General features: G+C 67.7%; 23 protein-coding genes. 8 read left to right on the top strand and 15 right to left on the bottom strand.

Translation table 11 applies throughout. The features are described from left to right. Positions 1-6: 6 nt before the first annotated feature. Complete coding sequence (locus FBF36_RS10825) at positions 7-1,242, bottom strand: ATP-binding protein (protein WP_034490803.1); 1,236 nt, start codon at positions 1,240-1,242, stop codon at positions 7-9. Positions 1,243-1,474: 232 nt separating this feature from the next. Here FBF36_RS10825 and FBF36_RS10820 point away from each other — a divergent pair, with 232 nt between their 5' ends. After that, positions 1,475-2,896, top strand: coding sequence for a citrate synthase (locus FBF36_RS10820; RefSeq protein WP_087943936.1), 1,422 nt, complete (start codon positions 1,475-1,477; stop codon positions 2,894-2,896). A 339-nt stretch (positions 2,897-3,235) separates the two neighbouring features. On the opposite strand, the gene FBF36_RS10815 is transcribed toward FBF36_RS10820, so the two are convergent. The 7 genes from FBF36_RS10815 to FBF36_RS10790 all read right to left on the bottom strand — a co-directional run bounded on the left by FBF36_RS10815 (position 3,236) and on the right by FBF36_RS10790 (position 8,118). Next, entirely contained in the window at positions 3,236-3,475 is a 240-nt protein-coding gene (locus FBF36_RS10815; protein ID WP_009393207.1) for a hypothetical protein, read from the bottom strand. Further along, entirely contained in the window at positions 3,472-3,720 is a 249-nt protein-coding gene (locus FBF36_RS10810; protein WP_034490804.1) for a ribbon-helix-helix domain-containing protein, read from the bottom strand. Before FBF36_RS10810 ends, FBF36_RS10815 begins: the two co-directional genes overlap by 4 nt. Positions 3,721-3,785: 65 nt before the next feature. Further along, positions 3,786-4,634, bottom strand: a complete 849-nt coding sequence (locus FBF36_RS10805) for a VOC family protein (RefSeq protein WP_009393212.1) — start codon at positions 4,632-4,634, stop codon at positions 3,786-3,788. Between the two features lie 97 nt (positions 4,635-4,731). After that, the gene (locus FBF36_RS13540; RefSeq protein WP_263970037.1) at positions 4,732-4,806 is read right to left on the bottom strand and encodes a hypothetical protein; all 75 of its coding nucleotides are present in this window, start codon (positions 4,804-4,806) and stop codon (positions 4,732-4,734) included. After that, a complete protein-coding gene (locus FBF36_RS10800) occupies positions 4,803-7,016 on the bottom strand; it encodes a GDSL-type esterase/lipase family protein (protein WP_225792348.1) in 2,214 nt (737 codons plus the stop codon). The genes FBF36_RS13540 and FBF36_RS10800 overlap by 4 nt, the downstream gene beginning before the upstream one ends. A 78-nt stretch (positions 7,017-7,094) precedes the next feature. Then, positions 7,095-7,631 (bottom strand): hypothetical protein, encoded by a 537-nt coding sequence (locus FBF36_RS13535; protein ID WP_009393221.1) that lies wholly within the window; start codon positions 7,629-7,631, stop codon positions 7,095-7,097. Between the two features lie 151 nt (positions 7,632-7,782). Further along, positions 7,783-8,118 (bottom strand): hypothetical protein, encoded by a 336-nt coding sequence (locus FBF36_RS10790; protein ID WP_009393223.1) that lies wholly within the window; start codon positions 8,116-8,118, stop codon positions 7,783-7,785. Between the two features lie 373 nt (positions 8,119-8,491). On the opposite strand from FBF36_RS10790, the gene FBF36_RS10785 reads away from it, so the two are divergent. Continuing rightward, positions 8,492-9,319, top strand: coding sequence for a class I SAM-dependent methyltransferase (locus FBF36_RS10785; protein WP_138137516.1), 828 nt, complete (start codon positions 8,492-8,494; stop codon positions 9,317-9,319). Between the two features lie 143 nt (positions 9,320-9,462). Here FBF36_RS10785 and dapD read toward each other — a convergent pair whose 3' ends face one another. Further along, positions 9,463-10,446: a 2,3,4,5-tetrahydropyridine-2,6-dicarboxylate N-succinyltransferase gene (gene dapD, locus FBF36_RS10780; protein WP_009395020.1), complete on the bottom strand. Its 984-nt coding sequence runs from the start codon at positions 10,444-10,446 to the stop codon at positions 9,463-9,465. Positions 10,447-10,506: 60 nt separating this feature from the next. On the opposite strand from dapD, the gene FBF36_RS10775 reads away from it, so the two are divergent. Next, positions 10,507-11,232: a histidine phosphatase family protein gene (locus tag FBF36_RS10775; RefSeq protein WP_138137514.1), complete on the top strand. Its 726-nt coding sequence runs from the start codon at positions 10,507-10,509 to the stop codon at positions 11,230-11,232. Next, entirely contained in the window at positions 11,229-11,999 is a 771-nt protein-coding gene (locus FBF36_RS10770) for a hypothetical protein (RefSeq protein ID WP_225792347.1), read from the top strand. The genes FBF36_RS10775 and FBF36_RS10770 overlap by 4 nt, the downstream gene beginning before the upstream one ends. A 56-nt stretch (positions 12,000-12,055) precedes the next feature. Here FBF36_RS10770 and FBF36_RS10765 read toward each other — a convergent pair whose 3' ends face one another. Then, positions 12,056-12,529 carry a PLD nuclease N-terminal domain-containing protein gene (locus FBF36_RS10765; RefSeq protein ID WP_009397509.1) on the bottom strand — a complete coding sequence of 158 codons (474 nt, stop codon included), beginning with the start codon at positions 12,527-12,529 and terminating at the stop codon, positions 12,056-12,058. Positions 12,530-12,638: 109 nt separating this feature from the next. Here FBF36_RS10765 and FBF36_RS10760 point away from each other — a divergent pair, with 109 nt between their 5' ends. Continuing rightward, complete coding sequence (locus FBF36_RS10760; protein ID WP_138137512.1) at positions 12,639-14,018, top strand: AMP-binding protein; 1,380 nt, start codon at positions 12,639-12,641, stop codon at positions 14,016-14,018. Here FBF36_RS10760 and FBF36_RS10755 read toward each other — a convergent pair. Then, on the bottom strand, positions 14,002-14,934 hold the full coding sequence (locus tag FBF36_RS10755) for a PfkB family carbohydrate kinase (RefSeq protein ID WP_009398657.1): 933 nt from the start codon (positions 14,932-14,934) through the stop codon (positions 14,002-14,004). The genes FBF36_RS10760 and FBF36_RS10755 overlap by 17 nt on opposite strands. Beyond that, entirely contained in the window at positions 14,931-15,962 is a 1,032-nt protein-coding gene (locus tag FBF36_RS10750) for an ADP-ribosylglycohydrolase family protein (protein WP_009398658.1), read from the bottom strand. Before FBF36_RS10750 ends, FBF36_RS10755 begins: the two co-directional genes overlap by 4 nt. 208 nt (positions 15,963-16,170) lie before the next feature. On the opposite strand from FBF36_RS10750, the gene FBF36_RS10745 reads away from it, so the two are divergent. Both FBF36_RS10745 and FBF36_RS10740 read left to right on the top strand, forming a co-directional pair. After that, positions 16,171-17,151, top strand: coding sequence for a 1,4-dihydroxy-2-naphthoate polyprenyltransferase (locus FBF36_RS10745; RefSeq protein WP_009398660.1), 981 nt, complete (start codon positions 16,171-16,173; stop codon positions 17,149-17,151). 27 nt (positions 17,152-17,178) lie between these two features. Further along, the gene (locus tag FBF36_RS10740) at positions 17,179-17,952 is read left to right on the top strand and encodes a hypothetical protein (protein WP_009398662.1); all 774 of its coding nucleotides are present in this window, start codon (positions 17,179-17,181) and stop codon (positions 17,950-17,952) included. A gap of 47 nt (positions 17,953-17,999) precedes the next feature. On the opposite strand, the gene FBF36_RS10735 is transcribed toward FBF36_RS10740, so the two are convergent. The 3 genes from FBF36_RS10735 to FBF36_RS10725 form a co-directional block, all read right to left on the bottom strand. Beyond that, a complete protein-coding gene (locus FBF36_RS10735; protein WP_009398663.1) occupies positions 18,000-18,761 on the bottom strand; it encodes an SDR family NAD(P)-dependent oxidoreductase in 762 nt (253 codons plus the stop codon). 110 nt (positions 18,762-18,871) lie between these two features. After that, positions 18,872-19,453: a YagU family protein gene (locus FBF36_RS10730; protein ID WP_009398664.1), complete on the bottom strand. Its 582-nt coding sequence runs from the start codon at positions 19,451-19,453 to the stop codon at positions 18,872-18,874. 279 nt (positions 19,454-19,732) lie between these two features. After that, positions 19,733-20,245, bottom strand: coding sequence for a hypothetical protein (locus FBF36_RS10725; protein ID WP_009398666.1), 513 nt, complete (start codon positions 20,243-20,245; stop codon positions 19,733-19,735). Between the two features lie 225 nt (positions 20,246-20,470). Here FBF36_RS10725 and FBF36_RS10720 point away from each other — a divergent pair, with 225 nt between their 5' ends. Beyond that, complete coding sequence (locus tag FBF36_RS10720) at positions 20,471-22,174, top strand: cytochrome c biogenesis protein CcdA (protein ID WP_034493603.1); 1,704 nt, start codon at positions 20,471-20,473, stop codon at positions 22,172-22,174. The last annotated feature ends 21 nt before the right edge of the window (positions 22,175-22,195 follow it).

Here is a 22,195-nt window from a genome sequence, read left to right as displayed (position 1 = left end):
CCCCGGTCAGCCCACCTCGGGCCACTCGGAGGTGAGATAGGCTCCGACGGCGCGGTGCTGGAATCGGTAGGGCCTACCGCGCCGGATGATCCTGCGGGTCAGGTCGAGCCGCTGCGCGGTGGGGCCCGCGTCCGTAGCCCTCTTGTGCCCGAGCCGGTTGGCGATGTTCGTCAGAGACCGCTCCTCGGGTGCGAGCTCGGCCATTGCCTCGACGAACTCCCTCTCACGCGGTGGGAGCCGGTCGAGGATGCGCTGCACATGTGCCTCTGCCTCGCGGACCGCCTGCCTGCTCCATCCGGTGTAGACGTGTTCGGCGGTGATGATGCTGTCGGTGCTGGCGTGCCAGGCGCACTGCCCGGCGAGCTGGAAGAGGAACGGCTCGCCGCAGGAGAGCTCGACGATGGCGCGTTGGGCGTCGGGCTCCATGAAGATCCGGTCTGTGCCGCCGTCGGCGGTGGTGATGGGCCACCCCTGGCTGATGAAGGGGTGGAGTGCGGTCAGGAGGTCGTCGTCTTCGATGGTCTCCAGTGTGCTGGTCTGGAAGCGACGCGCGAAGGTGGCACCGGACTGGGCTCCGGCCATGTCCGCGAACTCGGGCAGCCCGGTCAGATAGACGGCGATAGGAAGCGCCGAGCCAACGCTCAGACCGCCGGGAAGGGTTATGGACTCCTCGTGAGTGAGCGCGTCACCCAGGGCGATGAGCAGCTGGGAGCGCGCGTGCTCATCAGTGATGTTCTGGACCTCGTCGATGTGGATCATCACCACGGCGTGGCGCTTGGTGGCTGCACGGCCGATCTCAATGAGTAGATCGGTCAGGGCGGAATACGGCTCGGGACCGTCCTGGGCTCGCACGGACAGGGAGATGCCGGAAGCGGCCACGGACTCAACGCGGCGCAGCAGGTCGCCGATGCGCTGCTCCCTTGCTGCTGGCAGACCCGCCGTGTCGGCGAGGGTTAGCAGAGCCGAGGCGACTCGCTTGATGGGGTCGCTTCCCGACGGGATACGCAGCTGTGGCGTGACCCAGTCGCCCGCCTCCAAGGCCTTACTCGCGATCCGGCGCACCAATGCGGATTTTCCGGAGCCGGCTTCCCCCAGGATTGTGCGGCCGCGCTCGTGGATGCCGGCGGCGCGGCGTGGGTGAAGGGCATCCCGCCAGTCGCTGAGGTGCTCGATACGCCCCGCCCACACCAGGGGCACCGTGTCCGAGCCTGGGCTGAACGGTGAGTCAAGAGGAGTCCGCACGATGATAAGTTTATCAACGAGCGAGTGACTTGATAAGTTTATCAAGCATCGGGTGGTGCCTGACTGCTGCGCTCGGCGGGCCGATCCGGGCCGATCCGGTCTCGCCCTCGGTGGGTCCATGAAACGACGCTGTGACGTCGCACCCCGTACAGTGGTCGCTGGGTCTGCCGGAACCCCGTGGGCCCAGGTCTCGCCGTCGCGATGCGTGCGGCCCCGAGCCTCAGGAGGCATGATGACGAGCATCCCCACCCCCGCCGCGGCTGAGCAGCCCGAGCAGAGCCGGTCCGGCGTCGGCGGCGGCCCCGGTCTGCTGACCGTTGACGGCAAGAACCTCGAGCTGCCACGCACCCCGGCGACCGACGGCACCGACGGCCTGGGCGTGTCCAAGCTGCTGGGCTCCACCGGCGTGGTGACGATCGACCCGGGCTTCACCAACACGGCGTCGTGCACCTCGCAGATCACCTACATCGATGGCGCGGCCGGGATCCTGCGCTACCGCGGCTACCCGATCGAGGAGCTGGCCAAGTCCTCGTCCTTCCTGGAGGTCGCCTACCTCCTCATCAACGGCGAGCTGCCCGACCGCGAGTCCTTCGCGCGCATGGAGCGGCGCATCTCGCGCCACCGGCTCCTGCACGAGGACTTCCGCGGCTTCTTCACCTCCTTCCCCTCCTCGGGCCACCCGATGGCGATCCTCCAGGCGGGGATCGCGGGCCTGGCCACCTACTACGAGGACACCCTCAACCCGCACGACCCCTACGAGCGCGAGCTCGCCACCGTGCTGCTGCTGGCCAAGATGCCCACGATGATCAGCTACATCGCCCGGCGCGCCATCGGTCTGCCGCTGCTCTACCCCGACCCGCAGCGCTCCTACGTCGAGGACTTCATCCGCCTGACCTTCGGGATGCCCTACCAGTCCTACGACATCGACCCGGCCGTGGTGCGGGCCCTGGACATGCTGCTCATCCTGCATGCCGACCACGAGCAGAACTGCTCGACCTCCACGGTGCGCCTTGTGGGCTCGGCCGACGCCAACATGTACGCCTCCGTGGCCGCGGGCGTGGGCGCCCTGTCCGGGCCGCTGCACGGCGGCGCCAACGAGGCGGTCCTGCGGATGCTGGACACGATCCAGAGCTCGGGGATGAGCACGGCCGAGTTCGTCCGCAAGGTCAAGGACAAGGAGGACGGCGTCCGGCTCATGGGCTTCGGCCACCGGGTCTACAAGAACTACGACCCGCGCGCCGCGATCGTCAAGGAGACCGCCCACGACGTCCTGACCCGCCTGGGGTCCGACGACGGCGACCGCAAGCTCGAGATCGCCATGGAGCTGGAGGAGACGGCGCTGCGCGACGAGTACTTCGTCTCCCGCAGCCTCTACCCCAACGTCGACTTCTACACCGGCCTCATCTACCAGGCGATGGGCTTCCCCACGAAGATGTTCACGCCCCTGTTCGCGTTGGGGCGCTTGCCGGGCTGGATCGCCCAGTACCGCGAGATGATCGCCGACCCCGCCAAGCGCATCGGGCGGCCCCGCCAGGTCTACGACGGCTCCACCGAGCGCCACTACGTGGCCATGCACCGACGCAAGCACGACGACGGGCAGTACCCGGCCACCCGTGCCGGCGTCCCCAGCCTCGACCGCGTCACCCGGGTCTGATCCGGGCTTACGCTGGTTGCTCGCGGCCGCGGTGATCCGGACCGGGGACGTACTTTTCCGACGACGACTGCGTTCTCCCGCAAACCACTGAAGTCCGCCCTCAGTGGTTCGCGGGAGAAGTACGTCCCCGATGCAGAAGTACGTCGTCGATCAGTTGCTTCCGGGGTGCCACCAGCCGCTCGTAGACCAGCTGGCTGCCATCAAAGGTGAACGGGGTCGCCCGTCGATGCGAACTCCACCACCGGGCAGCACTCCGCCGCATCGGGAGGGGCCGACTGACGTTCTACCGAATCGGGGTGTCTGTTCCAGAGGTGGAGCGGGTCCCCGGTCTGCTGGGCATCAGTCGATCAGATCCAGGAGATGGCGACGCGCCTTCATCGCATGGATGAGAAGCTGGTTACCACTGTCGAAGGTGAGAATGACGAGTTCCAGAAGCCGTCCTTGGCTGTCGAAACCCATGACGAACTGCTTGGCTGGTACGTCGTCGTCCGGCCAGCTCTCGTAAATCCGGTGGTTGGCGGCGTAGAGCGCGTCCGCAGCGCTGATGCCATGCTTGAGTGCTGAGTTGTGGACTTTCACGCGACGAAGGCTCGTACGGCTGAGCGGATGATCTCGGAGCGGCTGGTGCCGTCCTTTTCAGCGCGTTGGTCGACCGCGGCCACCAGACTGTCGTCCATGCGGACTGGGACGACCCGCGCCGCACCATCCCCGATGGGTCGGCGTCCTCGCTTCTTCAGCACGTCGACGTCGTATCCACGTTCCGCTTCGTCCGACCACTCTTGGATCATCTTGTCGGTGACCGGTACGCCATCAATGGTTTCCACATGACAAGTGTAATACGAAATAGCTGCCTGCACGTCACCGAGACCGTCGTTGTGAGATCGGCGGCCTACAGGCCGGCCAGGTCGATCTTGCCCATGTTCAGGAGCTTCTCGCGCGTGGCGGCGTCGGCCATGAGCTCGGCAATGTTGTGGGGGACGACCTGCCAGGACACGCCCCAGCGGTCGACGCACCAGCCGCAGCGCTCGGCCTGGGTCGCGGCCGACAGCCCCGACCAGTAGCGGTCGATCTCCTCCTGGTCCCGGCAGGAGACGATCATGGAGACCCCGGGCGTGAAGGTGAAGTCGTGGAAGGCCCCCGAGTCCATGGCCGCCATCCAGGTGCCGCGCAGCGTGAAGTCGGTGAACATGACGGTCCCCGCCTCCATCGGCCCGCCCTCCTCGTAGCGGCGCAGGGCCCCGCGGCGGGCGTCGTCGAACAGGGCGATCCAGGCCTCGGTGGCCTCCTCGGCGTTGGCGTGGTTGGTCCCGCCGAACATGAAGGAGGGCAGGATGAAGGGACGCGGCTCGCCGGCCGGGTCGGTGAGCATGAGCCGCCAGGTCATGCCGAAGCGGTCGCGGACCCAGGCGTAGCGCGGCGAGAACGGGTACTCGCCCAGTTCCATGAGCACGCCGCCGGTGGAGAGCCGCTCGTAGAGCTCATCGAGGTAGGCCCGGGCCTGCTCCTCGCCGCCGAACAGGAGCGGGTCGAAGTTCAGGATGCAGCTGATTGACGGGTTCGGGGAGTACTGGTCACCGCCGTTGATGAGCGAGAGCCGAAAGCCGTGGATGCTGACTGTGGCGGCAAGCCCGGGCACCTGCTCGACGATGGAGCCCTCGCGGAAGACGTCGGCGTAGAACCGGGCTGCTTCGTCGGCGGTGCCGTCGCAGCAGATGGCGGGAGTGATGATCTGATCCATGTGGACACCGTACCGGGACGTGTGTTGGGGCCGCTCCGGGAGAGGAACGGCCCCAACACTGTGATCGGCGAGCCGGGATTTGCCCGGGTATCACCGGCTACGAGGTGACCTTGCGGCGGTAGTGGAGAACTGTTGCGCCGGCGAGCAGCCCGAGGATCGCCAGGGCTATCAACCTGCTCGCGTCGGTCCCTGTGTTGGCGAGGGGGCGCTTTGAAGCAGTAGTTGTCGGAACTGCCGTGGGCGCCTGGGTGGGCTCAGTGGCGACGGCGGGGTGGGTGTCGAGCCTCCACTCGGTGCGGGTGTTGGCTGGGCGCTGGGAGTCCCGCTGTCGGGCGGGCAGTTCTTGCCGACGACGCAGACACCGGGCTTGTCTTGGGTGGGGAAGCCGGGGTCGGGGTCGCACTCATCTCCGACTCCGTCGTTGTCGTAGTCGGTCTGACCCCAGTTACTGACGTCGGGGCAGTTGTCCTGGTCGCGTGGCGTGTTGTCGCCGTCATCGGTGATATCGACCTGGGTGGTGGCAACGGCGGTCTGCCCGTCTGACTGGGTGACGCGCAGCCCGATGACGCCGCTGAACTCCTCGCTGAAAGTATGGGTGATGCGTGGGGAGGTTCCGGTTTCGTCGTAGACGCCGTCACCGTTGAAGTCCCACTCATAGGAGGTCAGGGAGCCAGAGACTGCGTGGGAGGCTGCGGCATCGATATCGACAGGATCTCCGACCTTGGCGACATAGGGACCCTGGATCCAGGCGAAGGGCTTGTTGAGCTCGCTGCTGATGGCCTTGTTGACGAGGTCGCTGACCTGGTCGGGAGCGGAAGCGTTGGCGGTGGTGCCCGTGCTGGAGGTGACCAGCGTCTGGAAGCTGGTGGAGTTGAGCTGTCCGGTGTCAATACCGTAGACACTGACCGGGTCCACGTCGTAGGCAACCTTAGCGACGGAGGCAGCAGTATAACCGGTTTCCGGCTCAGGGTCGCGTGGAGGAGCGTCACCGATGACGACGACGATCTTCTTAACTCCGTTGCGCCATTTCATATTAACGGCTTGCATGACACCGCTGTAGACGCTGGCGTTGGTGTTTCCTATGTTTCCTCCTTCGTAATTCAAAGATCCTAAAGCTGCTTCTAGTTCGGAGATGTCTGAAGTGAAGTTCAAGTCCGTGTTGGCTAGATAATTTTGGTTGTTGGGATTGAATTGTGGGTGGTCCTTATGGTCGACGAGCGCGAAGCGGGGAGATGTGGATGCTTTACTTACCTCTCTTGCGAGACTGTCAATCTTTGATCGGATAGCATCGACATTATTTTTCATGGATCCTGTGGAGTCGATTGCAAAAACAATATCTATGTCCATGTTGCGATCGCGTCCCTCACTCAACTTAGGCACCCCAATCTTGTCTTTGATGAGGTTAGCGATTTCTTCATGCCCAATTATGTTTGGATGATAGTACTCGCTGGCGTCTATGCTGGGCTTAGATCGAGTGCTTCCGTCTGTGCCCTTTATTCCTTCAGTTTCGAAAAGTCCGTTGATCCATCTGTTTGGGTTGGAATTGCCGTATACCTCGAAAGGAGTGGGTTCGTGCCCGTCGAAAGCGTTAATTACTCCATCAATATAGGTTACTTTAAGTTGTGGATGATTTCTATTCCATTCCGATACCAGATCTGATTGGATCTTCTTCGATGCGTCGCTCAGTTTTCGGACGGAGGTTCCTGCGTCATACACGATCATTGGTCTCCCAAACCTGAAACCTGAGTTGTCTATAAGAGTATACTTTCCGCCGGCTAGTCTTGGGTATCCAACTATAACTACCTGCGCTTCGTGAGGGAGGTGGTTGTCGATTTTTTCCAGGATAGATAATGTTCGAGTTTTCACCTCGTTGAGCTTGGAATTTGCGCGGTCGACGAGCCCCTCGCATTGTTTAGGTTCGCGAGAGGATGGAGCAAAACATCTTCTGACGATTCCTCCAAAATCAACTTCGTTCCCTCCGATAGTGAACATCACTAAATTGGTGTTTGTGTCAATGTTTGGAATCTGCTCATCCATCACATCGTTCGTGGTGTATCCGCTGTGGGCTAGATTGTTAAGTGTTGCTGGAATGCCTTGTTTGTTTATCCAATCCACATACTTGTGAGCCCAGTTATTATGACTTCTGTATGCGTCTTTGTTTCCATAGTATGACCCGGCGCCATTTCCTGCCGAGTAAGAGTCTCCGAGTAGGGTGGCTCGGATTAAGTGATTTAGTTTAACGTCTGCTTTGGCGTCGGTTGTGTGAAGTGAGGCTGCTGTGAAATGTATGAAGAGGCACAGCAGTGTCAGAGTGACAAGCGCGATGTTAAAGCGATTCATTCCGTCTGTTCGGGAAGAACTGTTATTGATATCAAGTTTCATGGGACCCCCAGTGCTTGCTGTCAAATAGGCGCTACATGAATTGTATGCAAGGGGATGCGATTGTCTCAGTGTGTGTCGCTAATCGTAGTCAAGAACTACAAGGACTATATTTTTTTCTACGGAGCTGGACTGGCTCAGTCCGATGGCTAACTCCATGTAGTCGTCCGAGTCGCGGTGGGAGTGTCGTGCGAACCATGATGTAGACGAGCCGAATCTGCTCTCTTTTTTCCATCCGCGGGCTTTGGCGTAGTTGATGAATTCGTTTCTGAGTTGCTCAGCAGGTTTTGATGGATCTTGGAACCACCGGTTGAGGTGAACTCCTGGGTACTTCCAGGTCGTCCATCCGGGGAGCTCAGACTCTTCTGTGCGGACGGCGGTGAGGCCAAGGATGGTCTTGGCTCCCATGGGGTCGTTTTTGAGTGCTTTCAGTTGTCTCGCCTCATGTGAGAGAGGGCCTCCGGGGCCGAAGGCCCAGGTGAGTCCGCCTCCTACGGCCAGACCTCCAACAAGAGTCCCGCAGCTGATGCGAGTCAATATCTGGCGGCGAGATAGACGTGAGGGTGGGGTTGTGGATTCTGATGCAGGGGTGTGGGGATCTGGGACTGCCGTAGTCATATGGCGATTCTATGAATCCCTTAGGGTAGTTGTGTGGTTTGGTGCACTGAGATTATTCAGTGTTGCTGAAGGGGCTTGTCGTAGAGGTTCGTGGCCATGTGTGTCGCTACGATGAGTGGTTCTCGCTTGACGGGGAGGGGATGGTGTTGTCTCAGGCGTACCCGAGTCCGACAACAACCGAGCCGCTGAGCGGGTCGGTCTCGTGCGGCCCGATATCGGGGGCGACATTGAGGATCATGCCATCAGTCGGCTCCGTCCCGCCGTGGCGGCCGATCCATGACTCGGGTGTGGATGGTCCGGGATCCCTCGTCCAGCCGTGGCTCTCTGCGTAGTCGATGAAAAGACTCGTGAGCTCCGCGGAAGTTCTGCTCGCGTCATAGAACCATCGGCGCAGTGAGACACCCCCGTATTTCCACTGAAACCACCTGGGCAGCTCCCGTGACTCGGTGAAGACGGCGGAGACCCCGAGGATGGTCTCCGCTCCCATCGGGTCGTCTCGGAGTGCCCTCAGTCTTCTGGTCTCGTAGGACAGTGTCCCGCCCGGTCCGTGCGTCCAGGCGTACCCACCTGCGATAGCGAGTCCTCCACCGATGACAAGGCCGGTAGCCCGCACGAGCATCCGTCGTCGTGTCGCCTGCCCCGGCCGCTCCACAGCCTCATCGGGGGTTGGGCGATCCGCGTCATCATGCGGAGGATGGGCGGCAGCGGGCAACATATTGAAACGGTAGGTCCCGTTCCTGTCCTCGACAAGGCGAGTCTGGGGCTGAACCGTGTGTGCCTGAGCCTGTCTGCCACACCAGGCGGCTGTCGCCTGATGACGACCCTATCGGTCCCCGCTCCGATGTGGTTAGGCTGGCCTTATGAGCAAGAAGCCTGCCGACTCCACCGCCTCGGCCGACCTGCCGCTGCCCCACGCCGACCGACCCATCGCCTCCGCGCCCGGCCACTGGGTCCTGGCCCGCGCCGGCAAACGCGTCCTGCGCCCCGGCGGCGCCGCCCTGTCCGCCGCCATGCTCAGCCACGCCGGCCTCGCGGGCACCGACGTCGTCGAGCTCGCTCCGGGCCTGGGGCGCACGGCCGCCGAGATCATCAAGGACCACCCCGCCTCCTACACGGCCATTGACCGCGACCCCGACGCCGCCCGGCGCGTGGCCGCCGTCGTCGGGGACCTGGGCACTGTCCGCCAGGGCGAGGCTGCCGACACCGGCCTGGACGACGCCAGCGCCGACGTCGTCGTCGGCGAGGCCATGCTCACCATGCAGGGGGACAAGGGCAAGGCTGCCATCGTCGCCGAGGCCGCCCGTGTCCTGCGCCCCGGCGGGCGCTACGCCATCCACGAGCTCGGCGTCACCCCCGACGACATCGACGAGGAGTACTACACCCAGCTGCGCCGTGACCTGGCCCGCTCCATCCACGTCAACGCCCGCCCCATGACGGCGGCCGCCTGGAAGGAGCTCATGGAAAACGCCGGACTCGTCGTCGACTGGGTCGACACTGCCCCCATGGCGCTGCTCAAGGTCGGCCGCAACATCCGCGACGAGGGAGTAGGAGGCTTCCTGCGGATCGCGCGCAACGTCGCCGCCGACAAGGCGCTGCGCCGGCGCGTCCAGGAGATGGCAGGCACCTTCAAACGCTACGAGAAGGACATGGTCGGCATCGCCCTCGTCGCCCACAAGCCCGCGGCCTGAGCCCTGTCCTTGAGGCGCGAAGCACTCGACCGGCTCTGAGCCCGGCCCTCCTCGGCATGCTGGTCTCTCCAACGTAACCGGCCGCCTCCCGCGGTTGAGGCGGAAGGCGGCCGGAACGAGAAGCGCGGCGGAGGAGAGAGGCCCTACTGGTCGGCGTGCTGCGTCGAGCCCAGCTCAATGCTCTTGCCGCCGCGGGCCAGCGCCTCGACGGCGCCGGACTGGGAGTTGCGGCGGAACAGGACGTTGGAGGCGCCGGCCAGCTCGCGGGCCGAGACCACGCGCGGCTCCTTGAACAGGCCGTGGTTGCCGGGCACCACACCTCCCTGCGGCATGAGGGAGACCTTCGTCCCGGCCGTCAGGTACAGGCCGGCCTCGACGACGCAGTCGTCACCCAGCGGGATCCCGAGCCCCGAGTTCGCCCCCAGCAGGCAGCGCTCGCCCAGGGCCACGCACTGGCGCCCGCCGCCCGAGAGCATGCCCATTGTGGAGGCGCCGCCGCCGACGTCTGAGCCGTCACCGATGACAACCCCCTGGGAGACTCGGCCCTCGACCATGGAGCGGCCCAGCGTCCCGGCGTTGTAGTTGACGAAGCCGGAGTGCATGACCGTGGTGCCCTCGGACAGGTAGGCGCCCAGGCGCACGTTCGCGCCGTTGCCGATCCGCACCCCCGAGGGCAGCACGTAGTCGGTCATGCGGGGGAACTTGTCCACCGAGTGCACCTGGATGGGACGCCCCACGGCGGCGCGCAGCCGCATGCGGGTGGTCTCGAAGTCCTCAGTGCGGCAGGGGCCCGCGGAGGTCCACACCACGTTGGGAAGGCGGGAGAAGATCCCGTCCAGGTTGACGGTGTTGGGCCTAGCCAGACGGTGGGACAGCGCGTGCAGGCGCAGGTAGGCGCCGGCCACGGTCTGGGGGGCGTCGTCGAGGTCGGCCCAGGTGCGCACCACGGTGGTGTGGACGCCGCGGGCCTCATCGCGGCGCTCCATGGCGCTCAGGGAGGCCAGGAGGTCGGCGTGCCCGTCCGCGGGCTCGTCGCCGAGAACCGGGTGGGGGTACCACACGTCGAGGGTGTTGCCGTCGTCAGTCACGGTCGCCAGACCGAGACCCCATGCACTGCGAGTCGTCATGGGGACACCCTACGGTGCTTGGTGGCTGACCGTTGCCGGCGAGCGTGCGAGAATCACCGCATGGCGCGCACGACGATCCACCTCATGCGGCACGGCGAGGTGCACAACCCCGAGGGCATCCTCTACGGCCGCCTGCCCGGGTACCATCTGTCGACCCTGGGCCACCAGATGGCCCAGCAGGTCGCCGATGTCCTGTCCGCCTCCGGGCACGACATCACCCAGGTCGTCACCTCGCCCCTGGAGCGGGCCCGGGAGACCGGCGCCCCCACGGCCGCGGCCTTCGGCCTGGCGCCGACGACGGATCCCCGACTCATCGAGGCCGGCAACGCCTTTGAGGGGGTGGCCGTCAACCGTAACCGCTGGGTCCTGGCCCGCCCCACCCTCTGGTCCAGCTACGTCAACCCGCTGCGCCCCTCCTGGGGCGAGCCCTACCGGGAGATCGTCGAGCGCATGCGCGGCGCCGTCGTCTCCGCGCTCGACCTCGCCGAGGGCCACGAGGCGCTCCTCGTCTCCCACCAGTTGCCCGTCTGGTCGCTGCGCCTCTTCCTGGAGGGGCGCTCCCTGGCCCACGACCCGCGCCGACGCCAGTGCGCCCTGGCCTCCCTGACCTCCTTGACCTTCGAGGACCGCACCCTCGTGGGGCTGGCCTACTGGGAGCCGGCCGGTGACCTGCTGCGCCAGGCCCGCGACATGGTCCCCGGCACCTCCTCCGCCCGCCCCGCCACCGGCAGCGTCGGCCGCGACGGCCGCGACGGCCGCGACGGGCGCACCGAGGCGGCCCGGTGACCCAGCAGCCGCCCTCACGTCCTGTCGGCGGCGAGGTCGTGCGCGCCGGCCCCCCCGGTGAGGTCATCCGTCCCGGCCGCGCCCGCCCTGCCCCGCGCCGCCCCTGGACAGGGCAGGACTTCGTGTGGTGGCACACCGCCGCCGTCCTGACCTCCACCCGCCAGGGCCGCCGCCCCAACCCGGTCTCGCCGACCATCGACCCCGTACGCCCGGCCCTGGGATCCGGCGAGGTCATGCTGGCCACCTGCGACGCCGAGCTGCTCCTGTGGCGGCGCGGGGACGCCACCTACAACCCCTCCCGAGGCTTCTTCCTGGCCGGCGGTCCCGTCGGCCTGGCACTGACGGCCGCCTTCTTCGGCGGACAGGCCTACCTCAACCACCGGCGCCGACGCGCCGCCGAGGCCGACGCCGTCGAGAAGTGGCGCCACCTGGCCGGCGCCCGCCTGACTGTGTCCACCCACGGTATCTACCTGGGCACGGGGGAGGGCGTCATGCCCATCTCCTACGCCGACATCCAGGAGGTCCAGCTCACCGCCACCGGAGAGATCGTCATCGCCGCCGCCAACGCCTCCGGCTCGGTGCGTCTCAAGATCCGGGCCCAGTGGGCCGAGCTCGTCCTCATCCTGTGGTCGGTGCGCTACATGCCCGAGCACCCCCAGCTCATCGGGCGCACCTGGATCCCCGGCGACTGGCTCATCCACGCCGCCGCCCACGGCTACGACGTCGACACCACTCCCTGGCCCCAGACGCGCGCCGCCCTGCCCTGAGGCCGGAGCAGCGCGGCCGGGCCGGTGTGCTCCCGGTCAGTGCTGGTCAGTGCTGGTCAGTGCTGGTCGGTCCCGGAGCGGTCGGTCTCGCCCGTCTCATCGCCGCCGGCGTCCTCTCCGGCCCCACCGGCCTTGCCCTCGTTGCTGCCCTCAGCTCCGCTGCCGGCGTCGTGACCACCGGCGGGCTCTGGCGGGCGGTGCCGGCGACGGCGGATGTCCTGCTCCAGGCCCCTGAGGAACTCCGGGTCGTCGTCCGGCGCCGTGGGACGGGCGCGCTGCGGACGACGGAAGGTCGTGCCCTCCCGGGAGGACCACACGGTGGGCTCGACGTAACCGCCGCGCTCCTCGGCGGCCCTGACCCTCGAGACGATGATCCAGGCGATCGGGCCGATGGTCGGGAACAGGACGATCAGGGTGATCCACAGGTACTTCGGCATCCGCGCCGGCATGCTCTCATCCGGCGTGCGTGCGCAGTCCAGCAGGGCGTACAGCGTCAGGGCGAACACCAGGACGATGAGGACGATACGCATGGGCCAACCCTAACCGAGCCGGACGATCCCGCAGGCCCCTCACTGCCCGGCCCCTCCCGTCTGCGCACCCGCTCACCCCATCCGGCCGGGGCCGTGGCACGATCATGCCGTGCCCACCCAGCCCGCCCTCCGCCTCCTGACCGGCGGAACCGCCCCCGACGACGTCGCCGCCCTGCGCGCCGCCCTCGCCGAGCGCCTGGCCCTGCGCGGCCTGCTCACCGACCGTGGTGACCACCCCGCCCCCGCCGCCCCCGTGGAAGGGGAGGACCGGACGGATGTGCTGCAGCCTCTGCTCGTACCCATCGGCCCCGGGGAGGACCCCGCCCGGGCCCGCGCCGACCTGAGCCGCCGTATCACCCGCATCCCCGCGCGCACCGACCTCATCCTGCGCACCTCCGGCTCCACCACCGGCACCGGCCGGCTCATCGCCATGAGCGCCGCCGCCCTCGTGGCCTCCGCCCGCGCCACCCACGCGCGCCTCGGCGGCCCGGGAACCTGGCTCCTGCCCCTGCCCGCCCACCACGTCGCCGGCCTGCAGATCCTCATCCGCTCCCTGGAGGCCGGAACCGAGCCCGTCGTGGTCGACACGAGCGCAGGATTCAGCCCGACGGCGCTCGCGGACGCCCTGGACTCGGCGCGCCTGTCCACTGGGGCGGCCGCCTCCCGGCTCTACGTCTCCCTGGTCCCCACCCAGCTGGTGCGCGTCCTGCAGGACCCGGTGGCCGGCCGGGCCCTGTCGGATGCCGACGCCGTCCTCCTGGGCGGCGCCGCCGCCGACCCGGCGCTGCTGGCCCGGGCCCGCAGGGCGGGCGTCACCGTGGTCACCACCTACGGCATGAGCGAGACCGGTGGGGGCTGCGTCTACAACGGCCGCCCGCTGGCAGGCGTCGAGGTCGCCATCCAGGACCCCGATGCCGAGGGCGCCGGCCGCATCCTCCTCTCCGGTCCGGTCCTGGCCGAGGGCTACCTCCGCTCCTCTGGCCGCAGGCCCGCCGACAGTCCCGGCGGCAGACCCGATGACGGCGAGGGCTTCCACCGCAGCGGCGGCAAGCGCATCCTGGCCACCTCCGACCGCGGCCGACTGCACCCCGACGGGCGCCTGGAGGTCCTGGGCCGCCTGGACGACGTCATCATCACCGGGGGCGTCAAGGTCGAGCCCCGCCGGGTCGAGGAGGCCCTCACCGCCATCGACGGCGTTGCCGAGGCCTGCGTCGTCGGCCTGCCCGATGAGAAGTGGGGAAGCCGCGTGGTCGCCGCCGTCGTGCTCGAGCCGGGCCGGCAGCGGGCCCGCTGGCCCGGGTGTGACGGCGCCGCCCTGCGTGAGGCGGTCCGTGCCCGGTTGGACGGCGCCCACGCTCCCAAACGGGTCGTCGTCCTGGAGGCCCTGCCGCTGCGCCCCAGCGGGAAGGTCGACCGGCGAAGGGTCGCCCGGCTCCTCGCCGCGGCCGCGACGGACGTGACGTCGGAGCCTCCTACGCCAGGGCCCTGATATCCGCCTCACTCGGGCAGGTCGCCGGGCCGAAGCACGTCGTGGTCAGGGCGCCGGCCACATTCGCCCAGCGCAACGCCGTCGTCAGATCGACGCCCCTGGCCAGGGCCGCGGCCAGGACACCGGAGTGCGCGTCCCCGGCCCCGTTGGTGTCTACCGGTGTCACCGGGATGCTCGGGGTATGGCACGCCCCGTCTCCGTCGGAGAACCAGGAACCCTGCTCCCCGGCCCGTACCAGGACGATGCCGAGCCTGGACGCCAGCGTCTCGCAGGCAGCACCGTGGTCGCCGATCTCCACATGCAGCCCCAGACGACCGGCGAGCAGCCCGGCCTCACGCTCATTGAGGGACCAGATGGGCGCCAGTCCACCGATGCGCTCCAAAGCGCTCATGGGGATCGAGTCAACCATGGGGGAGACGTCGAACAGTGCCGTGCACCCCGCCCGGGCCTCGATCAGTCTCCCGGCCAGCCGCTCCAGCGCCGTCCTGGAGGCATCATCGGCCAGGGAGTAGCCGGAGAGGTAGACGACGTCGTCGCCGCTCACCTCCAGGTGGTCGAAGGCATCCACCGGGCCGCGAGTCTCGGCCCCGCAGGTGGAGATGAAGGTGCGTTCGGCTCGCGCATCGGTCATGGCCACGCAGTAGCCCTGGTCACCGGGTACGACCGGGCCGACATGATCCACCCCGATCGTCTCCAGCGCCGCACGGGCCACCTCGGCGAAGGGTCCCTCGCCCAGTGGCCCGGCGTACAGGGTCTCGGCACCCAGCCTGCGAGCGGCGGCCAGGACGTTGAAGCCACCGCCGACGGCCATGGAGGACTCGCTGGCGAACACGTCACCGCCGGGCTCTGGGATCGCCTCGATCCTCAAGGTGAGGTCGATGACGACCTGGCCGGTGTGAATGACCCGTCCCGTCATGGCCGCCTCCGCTCCGGAGAGGCCTTCCGGGAGCGCCCGATACCGCCACGGAGCGCCAGCAGCGCCTCGCAGACCGGGGCGAGTCTCAGCCTGGAGCGCGCCAGTACCTGACGGACCGGCTCGGCAGGAAGAAGCTGGGGTGAACTCGCCCCCAGGACCGCACCGGCCATCGCGGCAATCGTGTCGGTATCTCCCCCGAGCTCAGCGGCGAAGCACAGCCCGTCCAGGGGCCGCTGCGCGAACTCCCGCACGATCACCAGAGCGCAGGGGACCGACTCGGCCGACTCCACCGAGGTCCCGACGTAGGTGCGCAGATGCTCGGCCAGGGCGTCCCCGTGCAGGTCGCGACTCGTCTCCAGGGCCAGGCGCGTGCGGGCGGCGACGGAGGCCCTCTCCGTCCAGTGGCCCTCCTCGGGGTGGGCGGCCACGAAGTCCAGCGCCGCCTTCAGCGCCCCCGCCGCGTCGACGCCGTCGATGGCCGCGCTGACCGCTGCGGCCAGGAGCCCAGCGGCCTCGAAACCCTGCCGGGTGTCGTGGGTGACCAGGCAGGAGGCGTGAACGGCCCGGGCCAGCGCGTTGCCGTCGGTACTCAGGGAGAAGGCGATGCCCACCGGAGCCACTCGCATCGCGGCGCCGTTGGTGGTGCCCTCCCTGCCGGTGCAGCGCGGGTCGGCCCCGGCGCGCACCCGCTCCAGAGCGAGCTTGGTGGAGGGCCCCAGCAGGTCCAGGGAACCGCGGGCGCGCATATCGTCCTCCCAGCGCAGGAGGGCATCGGCGAGCTGGTGGGGGTCGATGCGGCCGCCACCGTCGGTGAGGAGGCCGGCCAGGATGAGAGCCTGCTCGGTGTCATCCGTGACGCTGCCCGCAGGCATGGAGGGGGCGATGGGCTGCTCGGGGACGGCGTCGCGCAGTCCGGTGATCGAGCCGTAGCACCGGCGGATCTGTGCCGGGCTCATCGACTGGGTGGGCATCCCCAGTGCGTCGCCGAGGGCCAGCCCGGTCAGTGCTCCCAGGGCGCGTTCGCCCACCGAGGGCTCAGACGCGGCAGGCTCAGACCCGGGTGAAGGAGTACGAGGACGGGGATCGGGGTGTCTCACGGAGGTCCTTCTGGCGATCAGGGTGCCGGCTGCCTCACCGGCCGAGGTGTGGCTCAGGCGCTCGCACCGGTGAGGGCCACGGCGCTGGTAGGGTCACTGCCGCCTACCCTAGAGGATTGCGAGAGGATCGGAGGAAGCCGTGAGCGGCGAGAACGGCGAACACGCGCAGGACAGCGGCCCCCGCGCCACCAGCTGGGGGGAGGTGGTGCGTCTGCGCACCCTGCCGGCCGCCGTCGCCCCCGTCATCCTGGGCGCCGGGGCCGCCGCCGCGATGGGGGAGCTCTCAGTGATGCGGAGCCTTCTGGCCGCGGGCGTGGCCCTGGCGCTGCAGATCGGCTGCAACCTGGCCAATGACTACTCCGACGGCGTGCGCGGCACCGACGACGATCGCACCGGGCCGCCGCGACTGACCGCATCCGGGCAGGTCGCCCCCCGCACCGTCAAGCTCGCCGCCTTCGGCTGCTTCGGGATCGGAGCCCTCCTGGGGCTTGCGCTCGTGGTCCTGAGCGGCCAGTGGTGGCTGCTCGCCGTCGGCGCCGGGGCGATCGCTGCCGCCTGGTTCTACACCGGCGGCTCCCACCCCTACGGTTACGCCGGCCTGGGGGAGGTCTTCGTCTTCATCTTCTTCGGCCTGGTGGCCACGGTGGGAACCGCCTATGTCCAGGCCGGCACGGTGCCGGGGTGGCTGTGGCCCTCGGCCTGCGGGATCGGCCTACTCGCCTGCTCCCTGCTCATGGTCAACAACTTACGCGACATCGACACCGATCCCGCCCACGGCAAGATGACCCTGGCGGTCCGTCTGGGGGAGGGGGGCGCTCGGCGCGCCTTCTCCCTCATGCTTCACGTGACCCTGCTGCTGGGGGCCGTCGCCCTCGTGTGGGCGCGTGAGACCGGATCAGCCAGTCCCGTCGACGGCGGGGGACACATCAGTCCTCTGCTGACTCTGGTCATCGCGCTGGCGGCGCCGCTCCTGCTCCTGCCACTGGTGCGGCGGGCTACCGCGCCTGTGCGTGCCGGCGCCCGGGGACGCGATCTCATCGCCTCCCTGCGTGATGCGGGCCTGATGGAACTGGCCTACGGCGTCGTCTTCGCCGCCGCCACCGTCATCATCACCCTGTGAGCCCCGGCTCCGGAGAGCGTCAATCTCATGCGGGGAGATCTCAGGGCGTCAACGAAGTACATCGACTGGGCGCTGGTTCCATCCCGCTGGATTGAGCGGCGATTCCTCATCTTCACGGCACTGCGCAACCCGAGTTACATCCTCCTCCATCTCTTCTTGTTCCTCCCCCTGACCGCAACCGCAGGAATCGCCGCCGGAGTTCTTCTGGCGGCGACGGGGGCGTCCAACCAGACCATGACGGGTGCCCTGGTGCTCGGTGGCCTGCTTGTGGCCTCTCTCATGGCGTACCGGCTGCTGAGCTTCACCGTGTTCAACGCCTCGGGCGTGCACATCTTCCGGTTCATCGGATGCTGGTGGTGGCGCACCGACATCCCCTGGGTGACCTTTCGCGAGACGGCGCGTGTGAACCTTGACAGGGGGCTCCGCATGAGCAACGGCTTGACGCCTCCTGATACCCACAACCTGGCGCTGCATCTGACGACCATGGAGGAGTGGGCCAGGTTCGTTGGGGCTTGGGCGGTACAGGGGGATCGCCCTGATCCGCTGGCGGGCCTCCCGCTCGCGGACCGTCTGGTGCTGGCCGAGGCCTTCGAGGAGCAGCACTACTCCTGGCCGTTTGACGACGCATCGACGATCGTTCCCGGTTTTGTGCGCCAGTCTCACCCCGATGAGCGGCGTCAGGAGGCGCAGGAGCGCATCGCCCGCGACTGGCGCGCCCTCATCGAGTGGGCGGAGCAGAAGCAGTACCTGCCCAGACGCCTTTACCCCTTCGAGTCCTACCCGGGCTTTCTTCCCTGGTAGCCCGGACCTCAAGCCTCCGGGTACCTGCGGTCGGAGCCGGAGCCCTCCTAGTGACGGAACACCCGGTCCACTGCCGCCAGGAGCGCCCGCTTGGGGAGGACACGGGTGAGGAATCGTGCGACGACGGCGTTCCCCAGACCATCGACAACGCTGGGACCGCTTCCTCTCAGGGCGCGCATGGTCGTATCGAGGACCTGGCGCGTGGAACGGAGCCTGCCGACGACCGTGCCCTCGTCGGAGACCTCGAAGAACGGGGTGTCTGTGGATCCGGGGCACACGGCCAGCACACGGATGCCGTCCCTCCTCGTCTCTCGCCAGAGCGCCTCGGTGAAGGAGAGCACGAATGCCTTGGTGGCCCCGTAGACGGCCATGTGGGGCATCGGCTGGAAGGCGGCGGCGGAGGAGACGTTGATGATTGTGCCGCTCCGGCGCTCGCGCATCGCCGGCAGGTACCTGGCCGTCAGGCCCACCACCGCAAGACAGTTGAGGCGCACCTCCTGCTCCAGGCGTTCGGGGGCGTCGTCGGCGACGTCCTTCCCGGTGCCGAAGCCGGCATTGTTGACCAGGACGTCAACGTGTAGACCTCTGCGGTCGGTCTCGTTCCACAGTCGTTGGGCTGCGTCAGGCTCGGACAGGTCCAGGGAGATGGCGGTGACCTCCACACCGTGCTCCTTGCGGAGCTCCTTGGCCAGAGCGTCGATCTTGTCCTGCCTGCGGGCCACCAGAACGAGATCGTGCCTCCTGGCCGCGTAGCGGCGGGAGAACTCCTCACCGATCCCCGACGACGCTCCGGTGATGAGTGTGACCATGGCTGCTCCTCCTGATCGAGTGGTTGGGCGGGTGACAGCCAAACAGCGTGGGCTGCACCGCCTCATGCGGTGCAGCCCACGCTACGAGAGACGAGCCGAGCCCTGAGGACTCAGCGGGCCGGTTCGGCGTCGAGCGGAACCCACGGGTCGGGCTGGTGGGTGATGCGGTTGCGCACGTCCCGGCGCACGAGCTCGATCGACCACAACCAGATGACGTGCCCCAGTGCCTCGGAGAAGTGCTCCGCCCAGGTCTGCCCGCCGGCGACCCACGGGAAGGGCGAGGGGACGGTGCCCGTCAGCGGCATGAGCACCAGGTGCGCCCCCACCCACACGAGCAGACCGAAGGCGGCCCCCTGCCACAGAGTGATCGACTTGTAGTACTCCGCCATGACGCAGTAGAAGACGGCGAAGACGATCGCGAAGCTGAAGTGGATGATGAAGGAGTAGATCGGCAGCCCCTCGTTGCCGTTGAAGGTGACGCCGGTGTGGGACTGCTCCGGGCTCATCCCCAGCTGCTCAAGGAGCTGCTGGGGCGGGTTGGTGGCGTTGCGCTCCGGGGTGCGGGGCGGGAAGGGAACCTCCCAGCCGAACTTGACGATGGCGGAGAAGAAGCCTCCGATGACGCCGACGACGATCGCGGTTCCGACTCGCCGCCGCGCGGGGTCGGTCTTCTCCAGCAGGGTGGACAGCATGGGGGTCTCCAGATGTTGGGAACGGGTGCGGGGACCGGGGCGGTGGACGGCTTGCAGATCGAACGGTGTCCTGGTCGTCCGTTGTCCACCGCCCCGGCCTCCCGGAAGCCTGGCATGGGGGCGGCCGAGCCGCAACGTTATCGTGATCCCCTCCGGTCGCGTCCTGTGCGCCGTGATGAGGCTGAGGCGCTGTTACGTGAGTTGAAAGCCGGCGAGGGCCTCGCCGCAGCCGTTGCTGCAGCGAGGCCCTCGCCAGATGGGTAGTACAGGTCTCCCGGCTCAGTTGCCGCCGCCCTGCTGGCCCGGCTGCTGGGCGCCGGCGCTGCTCTCGGCGCCGCCCTGCTGCTGACCACCCTGCTGGTTGTCGCCCTGGATGGAGCCGCCCGGCTGCTGGCCACCCTGCTGGTTGTCACCGCCCTGCTGGCCCGGCTGCTGGCCACCCTGCTGGCCCGGCTGCTGACCGCCCTGCTGGTTGTCGCCACCCTGCTGGCCCGGCTGCTGGCCCGGCTGCTGGCCACCCTGCTGGGTGCCGGCGCTGCTGTCAGCACCACCCTGCTGCTGGCCCTGGGGAGCGGTGGGCTGGCTGCCTCCACCGGTGGCGCCACCGGTCACCTTGCTGTCAGCGCTGGGCGTGGCCGCGCCACCGTCGCTGGTCTTGCCCGCGGTCTGCTTGGTGGCGGGAGTGGTCGAGTCGCTCGAGCCGGAACCCGAGCAGGCTGCCAGACCGAGTCCGGCGGTGACGATGAGGAGCGAGGTGGCGAGGGTCTTGGCACGTGTAGCGGTGAATCGCATGAGATCTCCTATGCGGTTGCTGGTGCAGTGTCAGTGCGGGATGGCCCGCTCTTGCGGATCCGGAGTCGTCGCCGTTCACGGAACTCGAGAATGAGCCTGACGACACCCGTCGTGAGTGACGATCGTCATAGGCGGCTATGTGGTTGTTCGACAATCCCTGTTGCCGATGGCTCCGAACCTCTTTCGAGACTAGCAACAAGAAACGGACCGAAAGGGTGAATTATCGTGACAACCGTCTCGAGTCTGGTGGCCGTCGGGCTGCTGGGAGGACTCATCACGGGTATCTCCCCGTGCGTTCTTCCCGTGCTCCCCGTCATCCTCCTCTCCGCAGGAGCGCAGGGCGTACGCGGTGATGACGGTGATGACAAGGAGGCCGACGGCGGCTTCGCCTCCCGTTTCCACCCCTACCTCGTGGTGACCGGCCTTGTGGTCAGTTTCACGATCTTCACGCTCCTGGGGTCGACCCTGCTGAGCCTGCTCCACCTGCCGCAGGACCTCATCCGTTGGATCGGCATCGTCATGCTCGCCCTGATCGGCCTGGGCATGATGGTCCCAAAGGTCATGGAGATCCTGGAGCGTCCCTTCGCGCGCTTCCAGCGCTTCGGCGGTTCGACGAATCCCTCCAACGGCTTCCTTCTGGGCCTGGTTCTGGGAGCCGCGTACGTGCCCTGTGCCGGCCCGGTCCTCGCGGCCGTCGCCGTCGCGGGCGCCACCGGGCGGATCGGCGCCGACACCGTCGCACTGGCCGTGTCCTTCGCCGTCGGCACGGCGATCCCGCTGCTGGCCTTCGCCCTGGCCGGACGCGGCATCACGGAGAGGATCCGCGCCTTCCGCACCCGCCAGCGCGCCATCCGCGTCACCGCCGGTGTCGTCATGCTCGGGCTGGCCGTGGCGCTGGTTCTGGACGCCCCGGCCGCGCTCCAGCGCCGCCTGCCCGACTACACGGCCTCCCTTCAGGCCCGCACCGACGACCTCCTTCACAGTGACTCCTCCGGGGCCTGCCGCCCCGGGGCCACCGCTCTCGGTGACTGCGGTCCTCTACCCGCCATCGACGGCGCGGTGGCCTGGATCAACACGCCCGGCGACCGGCCCCTGACCCAGCAGAGTCGCGCCGGTAAGGTCACCCTGGTCGACTTCTTCGCCTACTCGTGCATCAACTGCCAGCGCTCGATCCCCGGCATCGAGAAGCTGCACGAGACCTACGCCGCCTCCGGCCTGCAGGTGATCGGCGTCCACTCCCCGGAGTACGCCTTCGAGAAGGAGGTGGACAACGTGCGCGGTGGCGTGAAGAGCCTCGGCATCACCTACCCCGTGGCCGTCGACTCCAACCTGACCACCTGGACCAACTTCGACAACCACTACTGGCCCGCCCACTACCTGGCCGACGCCCAGGGCAACGTCCGCCAGACCCACGTCGGTGAGGGCGGTGAGGCCGCCACGGAGAAGCTCGTCCGCGAGCTGCTCACGCAGGCCAATCCGAAGGTGACCCTTCCCGCCCCCATCTTCTCCGAGGCGAACGACGACGCGGGTACCAACAGCCCCCGCACCCCCGAGACCTACCTGGGATCGGACCGTGCCTCCGGCTTCGCGCAGGGGACCCTCCAGAAGGGGCAGCGCGCCTTCTCGTTCCCCTCCCGCCTCCAGGCCGACACCTTCGCCCTGGACGGAACGTGGAAAGTGGAGCCGCAGTCCATCGCCCCGGCCGAGGGCAAGGGCCGCCTGCGCCTGTCCTACCGCGGCAAGCAGGTCAACCTCGTCGTCTCCGGCGAGGGGGACCTGACCTGGACGGTCAACGGGAAGACCCGCACCACCCACGTCTCAGGCGTGCCCAACGGGATGGAGCTGGTCCGTACCGACGAGGCGGGATCAGGTGAGCTCGAGCTGGAGGCCTCGCCCGGGCTGCAGCTGTACTCCTTCACCTTCGGGTGACCCGACGGTGAGGGCAGGGAC

The sequence above is a fragment of the Actinomyces sp. oral taxon 171 str. F0337 genome, assembly GCF_005696555.1.
Taxonomy (GTDB): Bacteria; Actinomycetota; Actinomycetes; order Actinomycetales; family Actinomycetaceae; genus Actinomyces; species Actinomyces oris_E.
This window is presented reverse-complemented; position numbering and strand designations above follow the sequence as displayed.

Excerpts from the sequence above, each read along its gene's own strand:
- FBF36_RS10785 (WP_138137516.1), top strand. The coding sequence starts at position 8,492 with ATGAGCAAGAAGCCTGCCGACTCCACCGCCTCGGCCGACCTGCCGCTG.
- FBF36_RS10765 (WP_009397509.1), bottom strand. The coding sequence starts at position 12,529 with ATGCGTATCGTCCTCATCGTCCTGGTGTTCGCCCTGACGCTGTACGCC.
- FBF36_RS10730 (WP_009398664.1), bottom strand. The coding sequence starts at position 19,453 with ATGCTGTCCACCCTGCTGGAGAAGACCGACCCCGCGCGGCGGCGAGTC.
- FBF36_RS10790 (WP_009393223.1), bottom strand. The coding sequence starts at position 8,118 with ATGGGAGCGGAGACCATCCTCGGGGTCTCCGCCGTCTTCACCGAGTCA.
- FBF36_RS13535 (WP_009393221.1), bottom strand. The coding sequence starts at position 7,631 with ATGACTACGGCAGTCCCAGATCCCCACACCCCTGCATCAGAATCCACA.
- FBF36_RS10725 (WP_009398666.1), bottom strand. The coding sequence starts at position 20,245 with ATGCGATTCACCGCTACACGTGCCAAGACCCTCGCCACCTCGCTCCTC.
- FBF36_RS10800 (WP_225792348.1), bottom strand. The coding sequence starts at position 7,016 with ATGAAACTTGATATCAATAACAGTTCTTCCCGAACAGACGGAATGAAT.
- FBF36_RS10805 (WP_009393212.1), bottom strand. The coding sequence starts at position 4,634 with ATGGATCAGATCATCACTCCCGCCATCTGCTGCGACGGCACCGCCGAC.
- dapD (WP_009395020.1), bottom strand. The coding sequence starts at position 10,446 with ATGACGACTCGCAGTGCATGGGGTCTCGGTCTGGCGACCGTGACTGAC.
- FBF36_RS10740 (WP_009398662.1), top strand. The coding sequence starts at position 17,179 with ATGCGGGGAGATCTCAGGGCGTCAACGAAGTACATCGACTGGGCGCTG.
- FBF36_RS10820 (WP_087943936.1), top strand. The coding sequence starts at position 1,475 with ATGACGAGCATCCCCACCCCCGCCGCGGCTGAGCAGCCCGAGCAGAGC.
- FBF36_RS10755 (WP_009398657.1), bottom strand. The coding sequence starts at position 14,934 with ATGACGGGACGGGTCATTCACACCGGCCAGGTCGTCATCGACCTCACC.
- FBF36_RS10775 (WP_138137514.1), top strand. The coding sequence starts at position 10,507 with ATGGCGCGCACGACGATCCACCTCATGCGGCACGGCGAGGTGCACAAC.
- FBF36_RS10735 (WP_009398663.1), bottom strand. The coding sequence starts at position 18,761 with ATGGTCACACTCATCACCGGAGCGTCGTCGGGGATCGGTGAGGAGTTC.